This window comes from Allosphingosinicella indica, from assembly GCF_900177405.1.
Lineage (GTDB): Bacteria > Pseudomonadota > Alphaproteobacteria > Sphingomonadales > Sphingomonadaceae > Allosphingosinicella > Allosphingosinicella indica.
In genome coordinates this window covers 936,304-953,350 of sequence record NZ_LT840185.1, presented here as the reverse complement: position 1 = coordinate 953,350, position 17,047 = coordinate 936,304, and the positions used below count along the sequence as shown (strand labels likewise).

The window sequence follows — 17,047 nt, the reverse complement described above, 5'->3', positions numbered from 1 at the left end:
GCTCGGCAGGCGCTCCCAATTATCGCTTGGCGCCGAGTATGGCCGTCAGAACTTCCTCGCAGACGACCATCGCCTCGACCGCCTCGTGCGCACCGGGATTTCCAGCCGCCGTCTCGCCCCGGCAGGAGGCGAGGAATGCTTGCAGCTCAAGCTGAAGGGCCTCGCGCGGCTGGACCTCGATCTTCTCTTCGATCGCACTGATCCGGTAAGGCTCGCCGGGCCGTTGCTCGACCTCGGACTGGCGGCTGATGGTGATCTCTTTACGGAGCAGCTCGCAGTCTACGAACATGTCCTTGCAGGTAGCCTGGATGCTGCGGATTTTCTTGTCGGTGATGCGGCTCGCCTGGATGCGCGAGAAGCGGCCGTTTTCGTGCGTCAGCAGCGCCGCGGCATAGTCGATCATCGGACCCTCGGCGACCCCATGCGCGGATATGGCCGTGGTGGGGCCGTTCAAGTGCAGCGCGAGATCGATGTCGTGGATCATGAGGTCGGTGACAACGTCCACGTCGGTGATGCGTGCGCTGATCTTGTTGGTGCGCACGAAATCGACGCTGACCACCTTCTGCGACCGGTCGAGCAACTCCTTCATCTGAACGACTGCGGGGTTGAACCGCTCGATGAAGCCGACCTGGAGGTTGAGGCTGTTCGTCGCGGCGTAGTCGCGCACCGCCACCGAGCTCTCCAGCCGGTCGGTGATCGGCTTTTCGACGAATATGTTCGAGACATGCGCGGCGGCGGCACGGATATACTCGTCGTGCGTCGTCGTCGGGCTGGCGATGACCACCGCATCCACATCCGCCAGTGCGGTTTCGAGGTCGTCAGCCACAACAATGTCGCGATCGCCGACATGACGTCTGGCGGAATCGCTGTCCTTGTCGAACACGAAGCGCAGGTCTGCATCGCCGAGAAGCGACAGCACGCGCATGTGGTTCTGCCCCATGCGCCCCAAGCCGATCAGCCCGACCCGGATGGGGGATCGAGTGCTCATGCCCGGTTCTCCACGCGATTGCCGGCCTCGTCGACCTCCCCGACCTGGCGGGCCGGGTTGCCCATCACGAGCGCGAACGGGGCGACATCGCGCGTTACGACCGATCCCGCCGCGATCATCGCATATTCACCCACCTCGATTCCGCAGACCAACGTTGCGTTCGCGCCGATCGACGCGCCGCGCCGGACGACGGTCGGCGTGACCGTCCATTCGGGATTGTTCGCGCGCGGCACCTTGTCGTTGGTGAAGCAGGCATTCGGCCCCACGAACACCTCGTCCTCCATCGTCACGCCATTATAGATCGACACCGAATTCTGGACCTTGCAGCGATCGCCGATCGTCACACCATGATCGACATAAACGTCTTTGGAGAGAATGCAGTCACGGCCGATCCGCACGCCTTCGCGCACCTGAACGTTGATCCATATCTTCGTCCCCGCGCCGATCTCGGCACGCGAATCGACGCTGGCGGTAGGATGGATGAAGGGTTCCGCCACGCGCTCAGCCCTTCATCGCCGCGACGATCTCGACGATCTGCTCGTCCGGCAAATAGGGATGCATCGGCAGGCTGAACACCTGGTCGCCGAGTTGCTCCGATACCGGGAAATCGCCCGACCGATAGCCGAGCGGCGCAAAGGCACCCTGCAGATGCAAGGGCTTCGGATAATAGATCATCGTCGGTATGCCCTTGTCGGCGAGGTTCGCCTGGCAGGCCGCCCGCGCCTCGGCATCCTTAGCCTTGACGGTATATTGTGCCCAAGCGCTGAGTTGACGATCGGGGATGGCGGGCGTGATGAGGTCCAGCCCCGCCGCTTCGATCTCGCGCGTGTAGGTACCGGCCACGCGTTGCCGCTGGTCGAGCTCGTCGTCGAAGATATCGAGCTTCACCTTGAGGATCGACGCCTGGATCGCATCGAGCCGGCCAGTGATGCCGAGCCGGACATTCTCATACTTGTCCGAACCCTGCCCGTGCACGCGGATCGAGCGCAGCAGTTCGGCAAGACCGTCATCATCGGTGAAGATCGCGCCGCCATCGCCATAGCAGCCGAGCGGCTTGGCCGGAAAGAAGGAGGTGCAGCCGATCTCCGCCAGGGCGCCGGCGCGCGCGTTATCGCGGCGGCCGCCGAAGCTCTGTGCCGCATCCTCGATAACGAAGAGATCGTGTTTCGCCGCCAGCGCGTTGATCGCTTCATAATCAGCGGGAAGGCCGAACAGATCGACGGCGATGATGCCACGCGGCCGGAGCTGGCCCAGCGCGCCGTCCGGGAGCCGCGGAAGCGGATGATCTGCGTCATCGCCCTGCGCAAGCGCCTCGACCGCCCGGGTCAGCGCGGCAACGTCGATGTTGAAGGTCAGCGGATCGACATCGACGAAGATCGGCGTGGCTCCTACCGTGGCGATCGCCTCCGCACTCGCCATGAAGGTGAAGGGTACGGTGAAAACGGCGTCACCGGGGCCGACGCCCTTGGCCATCAGCGACATGACGAGGGCGTCGGTGCCGGACGCGCAAGAGATCGTGTGCTTCGTTCCGACGTAAGCAGACAGGCGCGCTTCGAGGTCGTTCACCTCCGGGCCCATGATAAACTGGCCGCTACGCAGCGTGCGGAGCGTGGCCTCTTCGACCTTGTCCTGGATGCGCGCGTATTGCGCCTTCAAATCGATGAACTGGATCACGACGTCCTCAACGGGTCAGAAAATGGAGAATCTCGGGCGGAAATTTCCCGAATAGACCGGCTTTTTGTGGCCGCGGCGGGCCTTAGCATGACGCTTCTACAAGGCAAATAGCGCCGCGGAGTGCTGGTCACTTGTCCAGCACTCCGCTAACAGCACGACGACTTGAGGCCATGGAAATTGTAGGATGTGCGGAATAGCGGGCCTGATCGCGGCCGCACCGGTCGATCGGGGGACATTGCTTGGGATGAGCGGCAGTATCGCGCATCGCGGGCCGGATGACGAAAGCTGCTGGATCGGCCTGGAAGGTCGTGTGGGTCTGGCCCATCGCCGGCTTGCGATCGTCGATCTTTCGCCGGCGGGCCGCCAGCCGATGGCGAGCGCGGACGGGCGCTTCATCCTCGCCTACAATGGCGAAATCTACAATCACGGCGAGCTACGTAAGGCGCTGGAAGCGGATACTGGGCCGCGTGCGTGGCGCGGGCGCAGCGACACCGAAGTCCTGGTCGAATGCGTCGCTGCGTGGGGACTGGACGCAACGCTTGGCCGGGCCGTGGGTATGTTCGCGATCGCGTTGTGGGACGAGCGCGAGCGAAAACTCCACCTCGTGCGTGACCGCTTCGGCGAAAAGCCGCTCTATTTCGGCTGGGTCGGCGGCGATTTCGTTTTCGCGTCCGAGCTAAAAGCGATCCGGACGCTTCCGCGCTTCGAAAACCCGATCAGTAGGCGCGCGTTGAGCCTTTTCGCCGCCCGCGCCTACATCCCTGCCCCCTTCACGATCCACGAGCGGTTGTTCAAGCTGTTGCCCGGGCACATTCTCTCGATCGACGCGAGCCGGCCGATCGCTGCGCGTGACACTCTACCTGGCCCGGGCGAGGCAGGCGCGATGAACCTGCGCAATTACTGGTCGTATCGCGATGTCGTCGAGGAAGGTCTCGCGTCGCCGTTCGGCAGCGAAGCCGACGCCGATGCAGCGTTAGAAGCGGCACTGACCGATGCAATAGCCGGTCAGGCCGTAGCCGACGTTCCCGTCGGCGCTTTCCTGTCGGGCGGGATCGATTCCTCGACCGTCGTCGCGCTCTATCAGAAGCACTGGCCGGGGCAGGTGAAGACCTTCACGATCGGCTTCGAGGAAGAGGGCTTCGACGAAGCCGGTCACGCCAAGGCGGTGGCGCGCCATTTCGGCACCGAGCATCACGAGCGCTACGTGACGGTGCGCGAGGCGCAGGACGGGATCCGCCGCCTGCCCGCGATCTATGACGAGCCTTTTGCGGATCCGTCGCAGATCCCCACCCATATCGTCAGCGCTTTCGCGCGCGAGCATGTCACCGTCGCGCTGTCCGGCGATGGCGGGGACGAGCTGTTCGGCGGCTACAACCGCCATGTCACGGTTCCGCGCGCATGGGCGGTGGCACGGCGCATTCCGCGGCCATTACGTGCGGGCGTGGGCGGAGGTTTGGCCCGGGTATCACCCCGGGCGTGGGACGCGCTCGCCGGCGCAGTACCCGGCTGGCGCCGGCCCGATATCGGCACGAAGCTGCGCAAAGGCATGCGCCTGGTGAGTTCTGCGCGCGAGTTCCGCCACGTTTACGGCGCCTTCCTCGACGAATGGCATGTCGAAGGGACACCGGTGCTTGGCGCGGACGGCGGTCCAGGCGGTCTGCCGGGTAACGCCGCAATGCCGGACGCGGTCTGGGCGCTGTATTGCGACGCGATGACCTATTTGCCCGACGACATCATGTGCAAGGTCGATCGGGCGTCCATGGCGGTCAGCCTCGAAACCCGAGCGCCGTTCCTGGATCATCGCGTGGCCGAGGTGGCAGCGCGCATACCGCTGACGATGAAGATCGCCGGCGGGGAGGGCAAGCAGGTGCTCCGCCGTCTCCTCTTCCGCCACGCCCCGCGCGAGTTGTTCGAGCGGCCCAAGGCGGGCTTTTCGGTGCCGATCGGCGCCTGGCTGAAAGGCGACTTGCGTGACTGGGCAGAAGCATTGCTCGATCCCCGCCGCTTGGCCGCTCAGGGCCTGTTCGATCCGGCCCCAGTCGCCGATCGTTGGCGGCGGCACCTTTCGGGTGAACGCGAATCGTCGCAGGCGTTGTGGGCGGTCCTCATGTTCCAGGCGTGGCTCGACGACCAGCACGCGGGCAAGGCCGCGCCTGCTCTAACCGCCGCCTGACTAGCGACGAACTGTGGCGGGAAAACGGGTCGTGCGCCCGCGGCGCACGAGCGACCAGCCATCCTCTGCCTGACCGATCGTGACCTTCCCGTCCGCACCGCCAGGCAGGCCGCCGATCGTCCCGCCGTCCTCGACAAATCGGCATCCCTTGCTGCATCGCCCGTACACGATGAGCGAGCCGGCAGTCGCGCGGATCGTCGTACCTTCGAGCGTCATCTGGTCGAGGTTGCCGTTCCGCGAACTGACCGGCTGACCATTGCGGATCTCGCCACGGATGAAGCGGACGCCTCGCACCGCATCCTGGATGATGAACCCGCTGGGGCTGAACGGGGTCTGCCCCCGCGGCGCCTCGGCCGGATCGTTGGTCAGGAGGCAGTCTTCGAAGACCTCGCCCTGCTCTCCACCGATGAGATTGACGACAGCGCCGACGATCCGGGTGCGGACGAACCGGACCGACTTCGCGCCGGAGCTGTAATAACTCCAGGTGGTCGTCCCCAGCAGCAGCGAATCGACCACGGTGATGTTGCTGACCGGCCCGCCGCCGTGGAGAAAGGCGACGCCGACGTTATCGCTCATTTCGCAGCGCTCGAAGCGGATGTCTCGCACGACTCTCCCGCCTTCGGCTTCCAGATCAACGCCGGCCCCCGGGGCGCTCTGCACCGGAACACCATCGCGGCGTGTCCGGCGGAATTTGCTGGTGCGGAAGATGTGGCCGACTCCTCCGACGAGGCTGAGCCCCTGACGTCCGTTCTGGTCGAAATCGCAGCCTTCCGTGCCCGATCCCGATGGCGGGGTCGTAGCGTCGCCGGGGTCGTTGACATGAATGCCGTCCAGAGGATGGTGGTGAGCGCGGACGTTGACCACGCGCCACCGTCCGCTGTTATTGCGGAATTGGAGGCCGCTGCCGGGAAGCTGGTAGCCGGCGTCGCCCCAAGGTCCGCCGATCCGTGCGCGGCCGACGTTGCCGTCCAGCTCAAGGTTCTCGATGAGAACGGAGCCGCTGCAGCCTTCGACGAAGATCATCGCGCTATAGCCTGCGGCGATCTGCGGACCGTAATAGGGCAAGGCGTTGCGGGTCGGCGCGCCGTCGGACGAGAAGGTGCCGAAACGATAGCCGTCGACGGCGCGCAACGTCGCCCCATTGCCATGGACGACTACCGCGTTGCGACAGTCGGTGAAGCGCAGGATATCGGCGGGGGTGAAGGTGTAGCCGCCGCTCCGCTTCGGGTCAGCCGGCTTGCTCCCGCCCACGATATAGACCGCGCCCTTGCGTAACATGACGGTGCCGCCGCTGCGGGCGTTGATCGCGGCGGACAGCGCTTGGAAAGCAGCCGTGTCGTTGGTCCGTCCGTCGCCTTTCGCGCCGAACCCTTCCGGCGTGTAGGCCGCAGCCTGCTCCGCGGTGGCGCGCTCGTTTCCGCAGGCCGTAACGAGCACGGCGCCCGCGGCCCTAATGAATCCGCGACGCGTTACGTCCCATCTGCCTGGCTTTATCGATGTCATATCGGTCATGGCCACTCGCTTCGATTTCCGCTCGATTTCCTAGCAGCAGGACGCTGCAGGTCCAGCCATAGGACGCGGTGTCGGCTGCGCCGCCGCGGTAGGCATGGGGCGGGAGAGCGGTTAAGGCCAGCCAATGCCGCTACGTTGTGCAATGGTCGCGCTGCTCTTCATCGCATCGCCGCTATCCGCCGCGCCCGACCAGATCGCAGAGCTGCATGCGCTGCGCGATCTGGACAGGCGGGTCTCGGATGCCGGCTTCCGCCTGGCGGTATCCAACACAGCCTTGTGTGTACCCGGAGAGCAGTTGAGCGGCTTGTCGCTGCACGCACTCGATCAATATGGCGCGGGTTTTCGCGAGGCAGCGAAGACAGCATTCGGCCTCGGCGAGCATATGGCGGTTTTGACCGTGACCGCCGGCGGGCCGGCAGCACTGGCGGGCATTCGGCCGGACGATGCGATACTTGAGATCGACGGCGTTTCCACCGCCGCCCCGGCCGCGGGAAAGAGCGGCAGCTACGATCGCGTGGAAACCTTCACCGATCGCCTTAACGAGGCACTGTCGCACGGGCACGTAATACTCACTGCCGCTCGCGCCGGGCAGCGTTTGGTGATCACAATGACGGGCGCCAAGGGCTGCGGCAGTCGTTTTCAGGTGGTGCCGGGGAAGAAGCTGAACGCCGCGGCCGATGGTTCCTATGTCCAGTTGAGCAGCGCGCTGGTTCAATATGCGCGCGGTGACGACGAACTCGCGGCGATCCTCGCGCATGAACTGGCGCACAATATCCTGGGGCACAGAATACGTCTCGACAGCGCCGGTGTGCCGAGCGGGCTGTTGCGCAACTTCGGGAAAAACGCGCGCCGGGTCCGGGCTACCGAGGAAGAAGCAGATCGGCTGAGCGTTCGGCTGATGATCAATGCAGGCTATGACCCGGGCGCGGCCGTCCGTTTCTGGCAGCGCTTCGGGCCGGAGCACGGACATGGCATCCTCGCCAGCGCCACGCATCCCGGATGGCGCAAGCGCGTCGCGATTTTGCAGGCTGAGATCCAGGCCTTGGCGGACCCGGAGCCGACCTCCGAATAACGGGCGCCAGCAATCCTCGCGCGCTTGCAATCAGACATCTTACCCTGATCATGGGATGCGGCGCGGAAAGTGTCGGTCGTAGTCTCATGCAAGTGGCGGCGCACGGGGAGGCGTCGCCGCACGAAATTTACGGTGAGCCAGGGGCTTTTGCGACGAAGCGATTCGGCCTATGGTTTTCTAGTTAAGCCACGGCTCAACGAACGGGGTGGAAATGGGGGTTTGTTTGACTGGCCGGGCGTCCGGCCGCGTCCGCGCGGCTTGGGGCCTCAGCGGTGCCGCATCGCTATCTGCGGCTCTTTTGCTTTCATCGCAGGCTCTTGCGCAGGCCGCTCCTGCGGTCGGTCAGATTGCGCCGACGCGCGAGGAAGTCGAGCGCGTGCCGGTGCGGCCCGAGACGCCGCAGCCGCCGCGGCTGACGGTCGAGGGCGGCATCGAGCGCGCGCCCTGCGCGCTGGAAGGGCAGGACGTCAGCTTCCAGATCAACGCTGTCACATTCGAGGATCTACAGGGACTCGCGCCAGACGCGCTGCGCCCGGCCTACGAGCAATATATCGGCACCACCCAGCCGGTCTCGGTGATCTGCGAGATCCGCGACCGCGCCGCGACGATCCTCCGCGATGCCGGTTATATCGCCGCGGTCGAAGTGCCCGAGCAACGCATCGCTGACGGCAACGTCCGATTCCAGGTGTTGATGGCCAAGCTGGTCGGCGTTCGCGTCCGTGGCAATGCCGGCAATGCCGAGCAGACGATCGCCGCCTATCTCAACCGTCTTACCGAACAGCCGGTGTTCAACCGCTACCAGGCGGAGCGTTACCTGCTGCTGGCGGGCGACTTGCCCGGCTACGACGTGCGCCTCTCGCTGCGTTCGGCCGAAGGCGCGCGCGGCGAGGTGATCGGCGAGGTGGCGGTGATCCGCCAGCCCGGCCAGATCGACTTCAACGTCCAGAATTACGGATCGAAGGATCTCGGCCGCTTCGGCGCGCTGCTGCGTGGGCAGTTCTACGGGCTGACCGGTCTTGGCGACCGCACGACGGTCGCGCTCTTCAGCACGCTCGACTTCGACGAGCAGCAGACGCTGCAGCTCGGCCATGATTTCCGCGTCGGCGGCGAGGGGCTCACCGTCTCCGGTCAGTTCACCTACAGCTGGGCCGACCCGGACCTCGGGCTTCCCAACATCGACGTCAAGGCGCGGACGCTGCTCGCGACGCTCGAGACGAGCTATCCCTTTGTCCGCACGCAATCCGCTAACGTGCGCGGCGCGGTTGGGCTGGATCTGGTCAACCAGCGGGTGCGCTTTAACGCTTTCCCGCTAAGCCAGGATAAGCTGCGCGTCGCCTATCTCAAGGTCGACATGGACGCGGTGGACCGGCCGAGCCTCGATCGGTTCGGCGGCTTTTCGGGCGCGGAGCCGCGCTGGCGGCTCGCCGGCAACGTCCAGCTCCGCCAGGGGCTCGATATCTTCGACGCGACCGATCGCTGCTTCACCATTGCGGGCTGCACGGCGCGCGGCCAAATCTCGCCGAGCCGGCTCGGCGCCGATCCCACCGGGCTCGTCTATCGCGCCGAGGCGTTCGGCGAATATCGCCCGGTGCCCAACATCACCTTCGCGCTCAACGTGCGGGCGCAGTACAGCGGCGATCCGCTGCTGAGCTTCGAGGAATATTCGGTCGGCAACTATACTGTCGGCCGCGGCTACGATCCGGGCACCTTGCTCGGCGATCGCGGTGCCGGCTTCCAGGCGGAGCTGCGCTTCGGCAGCATCGTGCCGCAGGCGATGGATGCCTTCTCGTTCCAGCCCTACGTCTTCATGGACGCGGCCTGGGTGCGCAACAACGATCTTGTCCAGCCTTATGGGCCGGGCCGCCGCAACGCGACCTCGATCGGCGGCGGCGTCCGCGCGCTCTACGGCGACAAGGGGCAGTTCGACGTCCTGATCGCGGTGCCGCTCGAGCGCGCCGGGCTGCAGATCGATAAGCCCGATCCCCGCATCCTCCTCTCGTTCACCACCAAGCTTTGGCCATGGAGCTACTGATGACGGCTCAGCGTAACCAGACCGGCGTCACCCCCCAGCCGCGGCTCCGCCGCAAGCGGCAGGCGCTGCTCCTCTCCTGCGCGCTCGGCACCGCGCTTGCCGCCGCAAAGCCCGATACGGCGCTGGCCCAAGCCTTTGCGGGCACGCCGAACGTGACGTCGGGCTCGGTGAGCATCGATCGCAGTGTCTCCGGCGTCGACACCTTCACGATCGGCGGCGGCACGTCCGTCATCGACTGGATCCCGACCGACAACGCGACCGGCGGCGGGTCGATCAATTTCATGCCGTCCGGGACGACCGCGAACTATTACGGCACGGGCAGCAATTTCGCGGTTCTGAACCGCATTCTCCCGAGCGACGTCAACCGCGCGATCCAGCTCAACGGCACCATCATCAGTCGCCTGACACCCTCGGCGACGCAGGCCGGCGGCAACGTCGCTTTCTACAGCCCCAGCGGCATTCTCGTCGGATCGACCGGCGTGTTCGACATCGGCGGGCTGCTGCTGACGGCATCCGATCCCGTCAGCTACGGCCTCAACGCGTTCGACCTGCAATTCGACAGCGGCGCGAACGTCAACGCGCAGGTCAGCATCGCGGCTGGCGCGCAGATCAATGCGCTTTCGGAAGGCAGCTATGTGGCGATAGTCGCGCCGCAGGTGGTCCAGGGGGGCAACGTCCAGGTCAACGGCAGCGTCGCCTATGTCGCGGCGGAGAGCGCGACGCTCAGCATCAACGACGGCCTGTTCGACATCACGGTCAACGGCGGCACCGGCGTAGGCACGCCGATCAACCACTCCGGCACGACCGGCGGCCCCGCCAGCACCGGCGGCCTCGACAATCACGCGATCTACATGGTCGCGGTGCCCAAGAACCAGGCGATCCTCGCCCTGCTCAGCGGCTCGGTCGGCTTCGCCAGCCCGGTGAGCGCCTCGATCGAGAATGGCGAAGTGATCCTGTCGGCGGGTTACAACGTCCAGACGGTGGCCGGAATCCCGACCTTCACCGGCCCGGTGCTGCCGGCGCAGGATGCCAGCTTCACCATCACCAATGCGAACGTGACATCGGACGTGCGGGGCATCGCGACCGATCAGTTCCTCGTCACGACCAGCGGGTCGTCGATGAACTTCTCGGGCGATCTCGACATCCAGGGCGATGTGTCCGCTCAGGTCGGATCCAACGGCAACTTGCTGTCGGTGGCCGGCGATCTCACCATCAGTGCCGACAATCTCGGCGGCACCCTGGCGCCGGGTAGCGCCGCGACAGCAGGGCTCGCCTCCATCTTCACCGCGACCGGCGGCCAGGTGCAGGTCGGCGGCGATCTGGTGATCAGCGCGGTCGCGATCGGTCAGGACGGCAACAGCGGCGTCGCTGGCGGTGCGGCGACCGGCGGCCAGGCCCGGATCAATTCGCAATCGGGCGGAAGCGTGACGGTGTCCGGCACGACGCTCATCGACGCCAGCGCGCTCGGCGGTGATGGCTCCGCAGGCGGTGCGGCAACCGGCGGCTCGGCGCAGATCTTCGGTGCGGGCGGAGACGTTACCTTGGGCTCGCTTGCGATGGACACCAGCGCGGTGGGTGGCGATGCGCTGATCGGATCGACCGGCAACGGCGGAAGCGCGCGCGGCGGCCTCAACCAGATTTTCACGGATAACGGCGGCGATTTCGTCGCGACGACCATCACGCTCAATAGCGATGGTGAGGGCGGTATCGGCCTGAACGGTGGCGCGGGCGCGGGCGGCTTCAGCTCCAACCCCGTCGAACAGCCGCCGAACGGCGGCACGTTCGTCTCCACGCGGTCCGGGTCGATCAACGCAACATCGCTTCAGGTCAGCGCCATCGGCACCGGCGGCGCCGGTCGCGCAGGTGGCGGCAGCGGCGGGGCAGGTTCCGGCGGACAGGTCGAGCTTGCGGCGCTTAACGGCACCGCGACGAGCGTCGTACAGCTCAGCAGCTTTACTGTGGATGCGCGCGGTATCGGCGGATCGGGCGGCAACGGCGGCGGCGCGGGAGGCGCGGCGCGAGGGGGCTTCGGAAATATCGTCTCGCAATCACTGACCGGCGACATCGACGTCACGACAGTTTCGATCAACGGCAACGCAACCGGCGGCTTGGGTGGCGCAGGTGTCGGCAGCGGTGCGGGCGGACGGGGTGGCGACGCCTTCGGTGGAGGTTCCGTAAACGTAGGTACGGCCAGCGGCACGCAGACGGGCACGCCGAACGGCAGGGCGGACTTCGGCACAATCGCCATTTTCGGAAATGCGACGGGTGGCACCGGCGGCGCGGGCGGGACAGGCGGCGGGGCAGGTGGCGCAGGCGGCAATGCCGTCGGCGGCCGTGGGACGATGCTGGTGCGCGGCAGCACCGTCACGGCGAACAGTCTCGCCATAGACGTCAACGGTTCCGGCGGAACCGGCGGGCTCGGCGCTGGCGGTGTCCGCGGCGAAGGCGGTTTCGGACAAGGCGGCAGTGCGCTTCTGCTGGCAACCGAACGCTTCCAGACGCTCGAGCCGGGCAACGTTACGCTTGGCTCCTTCACTGCCAACGCAAATGGGTTCGGTGGCGGATCCGGCGACAGCCGTTATGGCTCGGCGCGGATCGAGGTCACTGGTGGGACGACGGCGACTATCGGCACAGTCGATCTATTTGCCGGTGGAGAGTTCGAAGGCTTTTTCGAAGACGGGGTCACACGGGTAGAGCCGAGTGGCGTCCGCGCGGCGAACAGCATCGTGAATATCACGAACAATGCCGATTTCGTCGGTAACGACCTTCAGTTCGGAGCAGACGGCACTGGCAAACTGGTGGTGGGTGGCACGCTCACGGCCCTGGCGTTCAGTAATGACAGCGACATTTCGTCGCAGATCGACGTCGAGCACCTGAACCGTCCAGCGGGCGCCAACACGATCGAGGCGCAGAACATCTTCTTCTCGACCGGCACGATTGACGCTGATAATGCCGACGCCGGTTTTTCGGGGATTTTCGCCTCCAACACGATCTCGCTGCTTGGCGATTCGATCCTGCTCGGCGATGTGACCGCGGCAACCGCGCTGTCGATCGGGCCGCGCGCCGATAATCTTCAAGAACTGGAAATCGAGGGGCAGCTTGCATCGCCTTCTATCACCATCGAATCCGACGAGATCAGCTTCCGGGAAGACGATGACGAACCGGTCACCGGCTCGATCCTCGCCGATCAGCTTAACCTGATCGTCGGCGAGGGGCGGCGCGCCTTCATCGGCGACGGCGCCCCTGGGGATTTTGACGGCTACATTCTCGATCAGGCGACGGCGACCCAGATCGAGGCGAATACCATCGTTTTGCTCTCGCAAGCGGTGAGCACAGACCCGGCGCGTGCGCCTGACGTCACGATCGGCAATCTGATCATCCAAGGGTCCGAGAACGACGACGGCGTCTCCAACGTCACGCTGTTCGCCGAGGGCATATTGCGCGTCTCGGGCGCGCTCACCTTCATCGATGCCGCGCCGAGCGATGTGCTCAGCCTCTACGGGTTCGAGCGGTTGGAGGTCATCACGCCGACCGGCAGCATCGCGATGCGCAACGGCGCCAACCAGCTTTCGGGCTTTCTGTCGCTGGGGTCGGACGGGCTTGTCACCATCGCTAATGCGTCGCTCGCCGCGCAGCTCGCCGCCGATCCTAATTTTGCAGGGCGGAACGATGCGCTGCGCACCAACACCGGCCAGGTTAATCCGGCCGGCTATGTGCAGGCTGGTGGCATCGCTTTCGTTAGTGGCAGCAATTATTTCATCCAGAACACCGGCACGGCCACCAACTTCGCGGGCGTCACCGTGGGCCAGAGCGGCCTGATCTTCGCCGGGGACGGGGAGGAGGTGACGCTTGTCGGCTTCGGGCGGAAGCAGAATCCGAACGGCAGTATCGTCACCGGCCGCGCCTTCTTCGACGAGGTGCAGTTCACGAACGTCGGCGAAGGCGCGACGGCTTATACTGACGATTCCGAGTTCAACACCGTCTCGATCAACAACCCGGGTGTGACGCCGCCCCCGCCACCACCACCACCTCCGCCGCCGCCGCCGCCTCCTCCTCCGCCGCCGCCGCCTCCTCCTCCGCCGCCGCCACCACCGCCTCCGCCCCCGCCGGTCGAGGAAAGTCCGCCGGGTGCGGGTTCGGAAGTGATCCTCGGGCCGGTCGAGGGCACGACCAACGATTCGCCGGCCGAGCGCGCGTCGGACGAGGCCGGCAACGGCGGCTTCGGATCGGGCTTCACCGGGCTGATCAACACATCGAGCCTGTCGTCCGAAGCGCTGATCGAGGAGCCGGTCGCGTCCGGCGGCGACAGCAGTTTCTGGACCGACGAGGGCAATTGCCCGCCGGACGAACGGCCCTGTCCGGCCAATGACGGGAACGAGCCATGATGAAGACCCGCCTTCTCGCCACCGCGATTTTCGCGGCGCCATTCGCCTTCGCAGGCGCCGCGCCCGCGCAGCAGATCAGCCTGCAGGACAGCTTCCGCATCGGCAGCGGCATGGGCGTGCTCTGCTCCGCGCAAACGGCGACACAGAGCCGTGCGCTGAAGGATATGTTCGACCGCGCTTATGCCGTCACTTGCCGCGACGCCGCGGTGCCGGTCGGCCAGCTCTATGCGCTGCGCGTCCGCGGTGATGATCCTGCTGCGCGGCTCGCCGCCATGCGCGCCGCGACGCAGTGCCAGCCGGCGCAGTCCGGCGGCATCGAGGGGCTGGGTTCGGCGCAGGTCGAGAATTGCACGATGACCGACGTCGCCGTGGGCTACCGGGTGTATTCGGTGCGCCAGGGTAATACGCTTTATGTCGCCGAAGGCTTGGCGGGTTACGACAGCGCGCTGCAACTCGGTCTCCGCACGCTCGTCTCCGACGCACCGGTGGACGGCGAGGTGTCGATCGCGACGACCGAGGCCGGTGACCCAGCGGCGTTCGCGCGCGTGCAGGCCGGCACGCTCGATCCCGAGCGCGCGCTCGCCGAGGCTTATCGCCGCAACAACAGCGGCAATTATGCCGAATCCGCCGAATTCTTCGGCGCACTGCTCGCCGGTGGTGCTGCGGGCCGCACCGAAGCGCTGGTAAACCAGGCGCTCCAGCAATCGAATCTCGGCAATTATGTCGAGGCCAACCGGATGTTCCGCGAGGCCGAGGCGCAGACCGGCGGCGATCCGGTGATGAGCCGGATGCTGCGCAACTATCAGGCGATCCACCTGCTCAACCAGGGGCGTCCGACGCAGGCGCTGGCGCGGCTCGATGCCGGGCTGCCGCAACAAGAGGCGCGCAGCGGCGCTGCCTTGTCGGAACTCGTGATCGACGCCGAGACCGCGTCGCGGCTCAACGCCGACAGCTCGGTCTCGCGACAGCTTTCCGCCGCGGGCTCGGGGCTGCTGCCGGAGGACAAGGCGCAGATCCTCGACGGTCAGGCGCAATATCTGCGCGGCACCGCGCTTCGCCTGCTCAACCGTCCTGTCGATGCGGCGCAGGCGCTGGAAAGCGCCGAGGCGCAGCTCGCCGCGGTGCGCGGCGGGCGGGTCGCTTCGACCGTGTGGCTCCGCGCTCAAATGATGATGGAGCTTGCCGCAATCGCTGAGGAACGCGGCGATACCGCTGGCGCGCAGCAGCGGCTCGAATCCGCCGCCGCGCTGATGGGCAATTATTATCCCAATTCGACGACGCTGCTGAATACGCAGGCGCGGCTCGCGTCCTTCTATCAGCGCACCGGCCAGACTGGCCCGGCGCTGGCGCTGTTCAAGCAGATCGTCGATGCCAATGCCGAATCGGGCAACAGCGCGCCGGCACTGCGCCGCACGCTCGCGCCCTATTTCGCCTTGCTCGCCGATCAGTCGAACGATCCGGCGGCGGTGGCCGACATGTTCAAGGCGAGCCAGGTGCTCGTCCGCCCCGGCGTCGCGCAGACGCAGGCGGTGCTGGCGCGCGAGCTTTCGGGCGGCAGCGACGAGGCGGCGCGGATGTTCCGCCAGTCGGTCAACCTAACCCGCGACATCGAGCGGTTGCGCGGCGAGAGCCTGCGCCTCGCCGCGCTCGCCCAGCCCACCGCGGCCGAGGTCGCGCGGCTGAACGAGGTGCGCACGCAGCTCGGCAATATGAAGCGCGACCAGACCGCGACGCAGGCGAAGCTGGCGGAATTCCCGCGCTATCGCGTGGTATCCGGCGGCGCGATGGCGCTGTCCGATCTCCAGTCGGTGCTCCGCGAGGGCGAGGCCTATTACAAGATGATGGTGGTGGGCGACGCGGCTTACGCCATCCTCGCGACGCCGAATTCGGCGCGCGCCTTCCGCATCGCCGCGCGGCCGGCCGATCTCGAGAAAGAGGTCGATGGCATCCGCAACACCATCTCGACCGTCGAGAATGGCCAGATGGTGACCTATCCGTTCGACGTCGCGCTTTCGCACAGGATGTACGGCCAGTTGTTCGGCCCGGTCGCGGGCGAGATGGCATCGGTGCGCCACCTGGTGTTCGAGCCGGACGGCGCGATGCTGCGGCTGCCCGCGAACCTTCTCGTCATGGAGCAGGCCGGGGTCGATGCCTATCTCGCCAAGGCGCGCCGCCCCGGCGACGACGGCTTCGATTTCACCGATGTCGCCTGGCTGGGCCGTGATCGCGACGTCAGCACCGCGGTGTCCGCGCGCGCCTTCCGCGACGTGCGGCAGGTGCGCCGCTCGGCTGCGTCCAACGACTATATCGGCTTCGGCCAGAATGCCGTGCCGAGCGGCGAGCGGGTGAGCCAGGCGGCGACGCGCAGCCTGCTCGGCGAATCCGATAGCTGCGACTGGTCGCTCGCCGAATGGGGCCGGCCGATCTCGTCGGAAGAGCTGGTCACCGCCAGTAACATCATTGGCCAGTCGCGCCGCGAGGGCGACGCGCAGGTGGTGACGGGCGATGCCTTCACCGACACCGCGATCAAGGAGCGCGGCGATCTGTCGCAATATCGCATCATGCATTTCGCGACGCACGGTCTCGTCACCGCGCCGCGCGCCGAATGCCCGGCGCGGCCGGCGCTGATGACCTCGTTCGGCGATCAGGATTCGGACGGCCTCCTCACTTTCGCAGAAATCTTCGATCTTAAGCTCGACGCCGATCTCGTCATCCTTTCGGCCTGCGACACTGCGGGCAAGGCGACGGTGGCGGCGACGCGCGAGGCGGGCGTAACGACGGGCGGCGATCAGGCGCTCGACGGGCTCGTGCGCGCCTTCGTGGGCGCGGGCGGCCGCTCGGTCGTCGCCAGCCACTGGCCGGTGCCAGACGATTATGATGCGACCAAGCGGCTGATCTCCGGCCTCTTCACCGCACCGGCCGGAACGCCGACTGCGACGGCGCTGCGCATGGCGCAGGACGAGTTGATGAAGACGCCGGAAACGTCGCATCCCTACTACTGGTCGGGCTTCGCGATCATCGGCGACGGCGCCGCGCCGGTCATCGCCGCGGGGGATACTGCTGTTGCCGATAGGTCGCACTCCGAAAGCCAGTCCGGCAACTAGGGGCGCTTAAGCCTTTCAATCCCGCGGCCTTTTGGCCAAGGCTGGTCCCGTCAGCAGGCGGGACCAGATTTTGGCGGGCAGAAAGTCGACATTGGCGATCGCGGTCA

Annotated in this window: 9 protein-coding genes; 5 read left to right on the top strand and 4 right to left on the bottom strand. The window is 66.3% G+C overall.

Annotated elements, in window-relative coordinates:
- Positions 1-19 precede the first annotated feature (19 nt).
- Genes B9N75_RS04690 through B9N75_RS04680 form a run of 3 tightly spaced genes read right to left on the bottom strand, consistent with a single transcriptional unit; the run spans position 20 to position 2,662 of the window.
- A complete protein-coding gene (locus tag B9N75_RS04690; RefSeq protein WP_085217745.1) occupies positions 20-988 on the bottom strand; it encodes a Gfo/Idh/MocA family protein in 969 nt (322 codons plus the stop codon).
- On the bottom strand, positions 985-1,485 hold the full coding sequence (locus B9N75_RS04685) for an acyltransferase (RefSeq protein ID WP_085217744.1): 501 nt from the start codon (positions 1,483-1,485) through the stop codon (positions 985-987). Before B9N75_RS04685 ends, B9N75_RS04690 begins: the two co-directional genes overlap by 4 nt.
- Before the next feature lie 4 nt (positions 1,486-1,489).
- Entirely contained in the window at positions 1,490-2,662 is a 1,173-nt protein-coding gene (locus B9N75_RS04680) for a DegT/DnrJ/EryC1/StrS family aminotransferase (protein ID WP_197685135.1), read from the bottom strand.
- A 184-nt stretch (positions 2,663-2,846) separates the two neighbouring features.
- On the opposite strand from B9N75_RS04680, the gene asnB reads away from it, so the two are divergent.
- Positions 2,847-4,835: an asparagine synthase (glutamine-hydrolyzing) gene (gene asnB / locus B9N75_RS04675; RefSeq protein ID WP_085217743.1), complete on the top strand. Its 1,989-nt coding sequence runs from the start codon at positions 2,847-2,849 to the stop codon at positions 4,833-4,835.
- On the opposite strand, the gene B9N75_RS04670 is transcribed toward asnB, so the two are convergent.
- The gene (locus B9N75_RS04670) at positions 4,836-6,353 is read right to left on the bottom strand and encodes a glycoside hydrolase family protein (protein ID WP_157123696.1); all 1,518 of its coding nucleotides are present in this window, start codon (positions 6,351-6,353) and stop codon (positions 4,836-4,838) included.
- A 136-nt stretch (positions 6,354-6,489) separates the two neighbouring features.
- On the opposite strand from B9N75_RS04670, the gene B9N75_RS04665 reads away from it, so the two are divergent.
- From B9N75_RS04665 to B9N75_RS04650, 4 genes are all read left to right on the top strand, one after another.
- Complete coding sequence (locus B9N75_RS04665; protein ID WP_172840813.1) at positions 6,490-7,419, top strand: M48 family metalloprotease; 930 nt, start codon at positions 6,490-6,492, stop codon at positions 7,417-7,419.
- Positions 7,420-7,717: 298 nt separating this feature from the next.
- Positions 7,718-9,451 (top strand): ShlB/FhaC/HecB family hemolysin secretion/activation protein, encoded by a 1,734-nt coding sequence (locus B9N75_RS04660; protein WP_244552425.1) that lies wholly within the window; start codon positions 7,718-7,720, stop codon positions 9,449-9,451.
- A complete protein-coding gene (locus tag B9N75_RS14245; protein WP_157123695.1) occupies positions 9,451-13,836 on the top strand; it encodes a beta strand repeat-containing protein in 4,386 nt (1,461 codons plus the stop codon). The genes B9N75_RS04660 and B9N75_RS14245 overlap by 1 nt, the downstream gene beginning before the upstream one ends.
- Positions 13,833-16,940: a CHAT domain-containing protein gene (locus B9N75_RS04650; protein ID WP_157123694.1), complete on the top strand. Its 3,108-nt coding sequence runs from the start codon at positions 13,833-13,835 to the stop codon at positions 16,938-16,940. Before B9N75_RS14245 ends, B9N75_RS04650 begins: the two co-directional genes overlap by 4 nt.
- Positions 16,941-17,047: the final 107 nt, after the last annotated feature.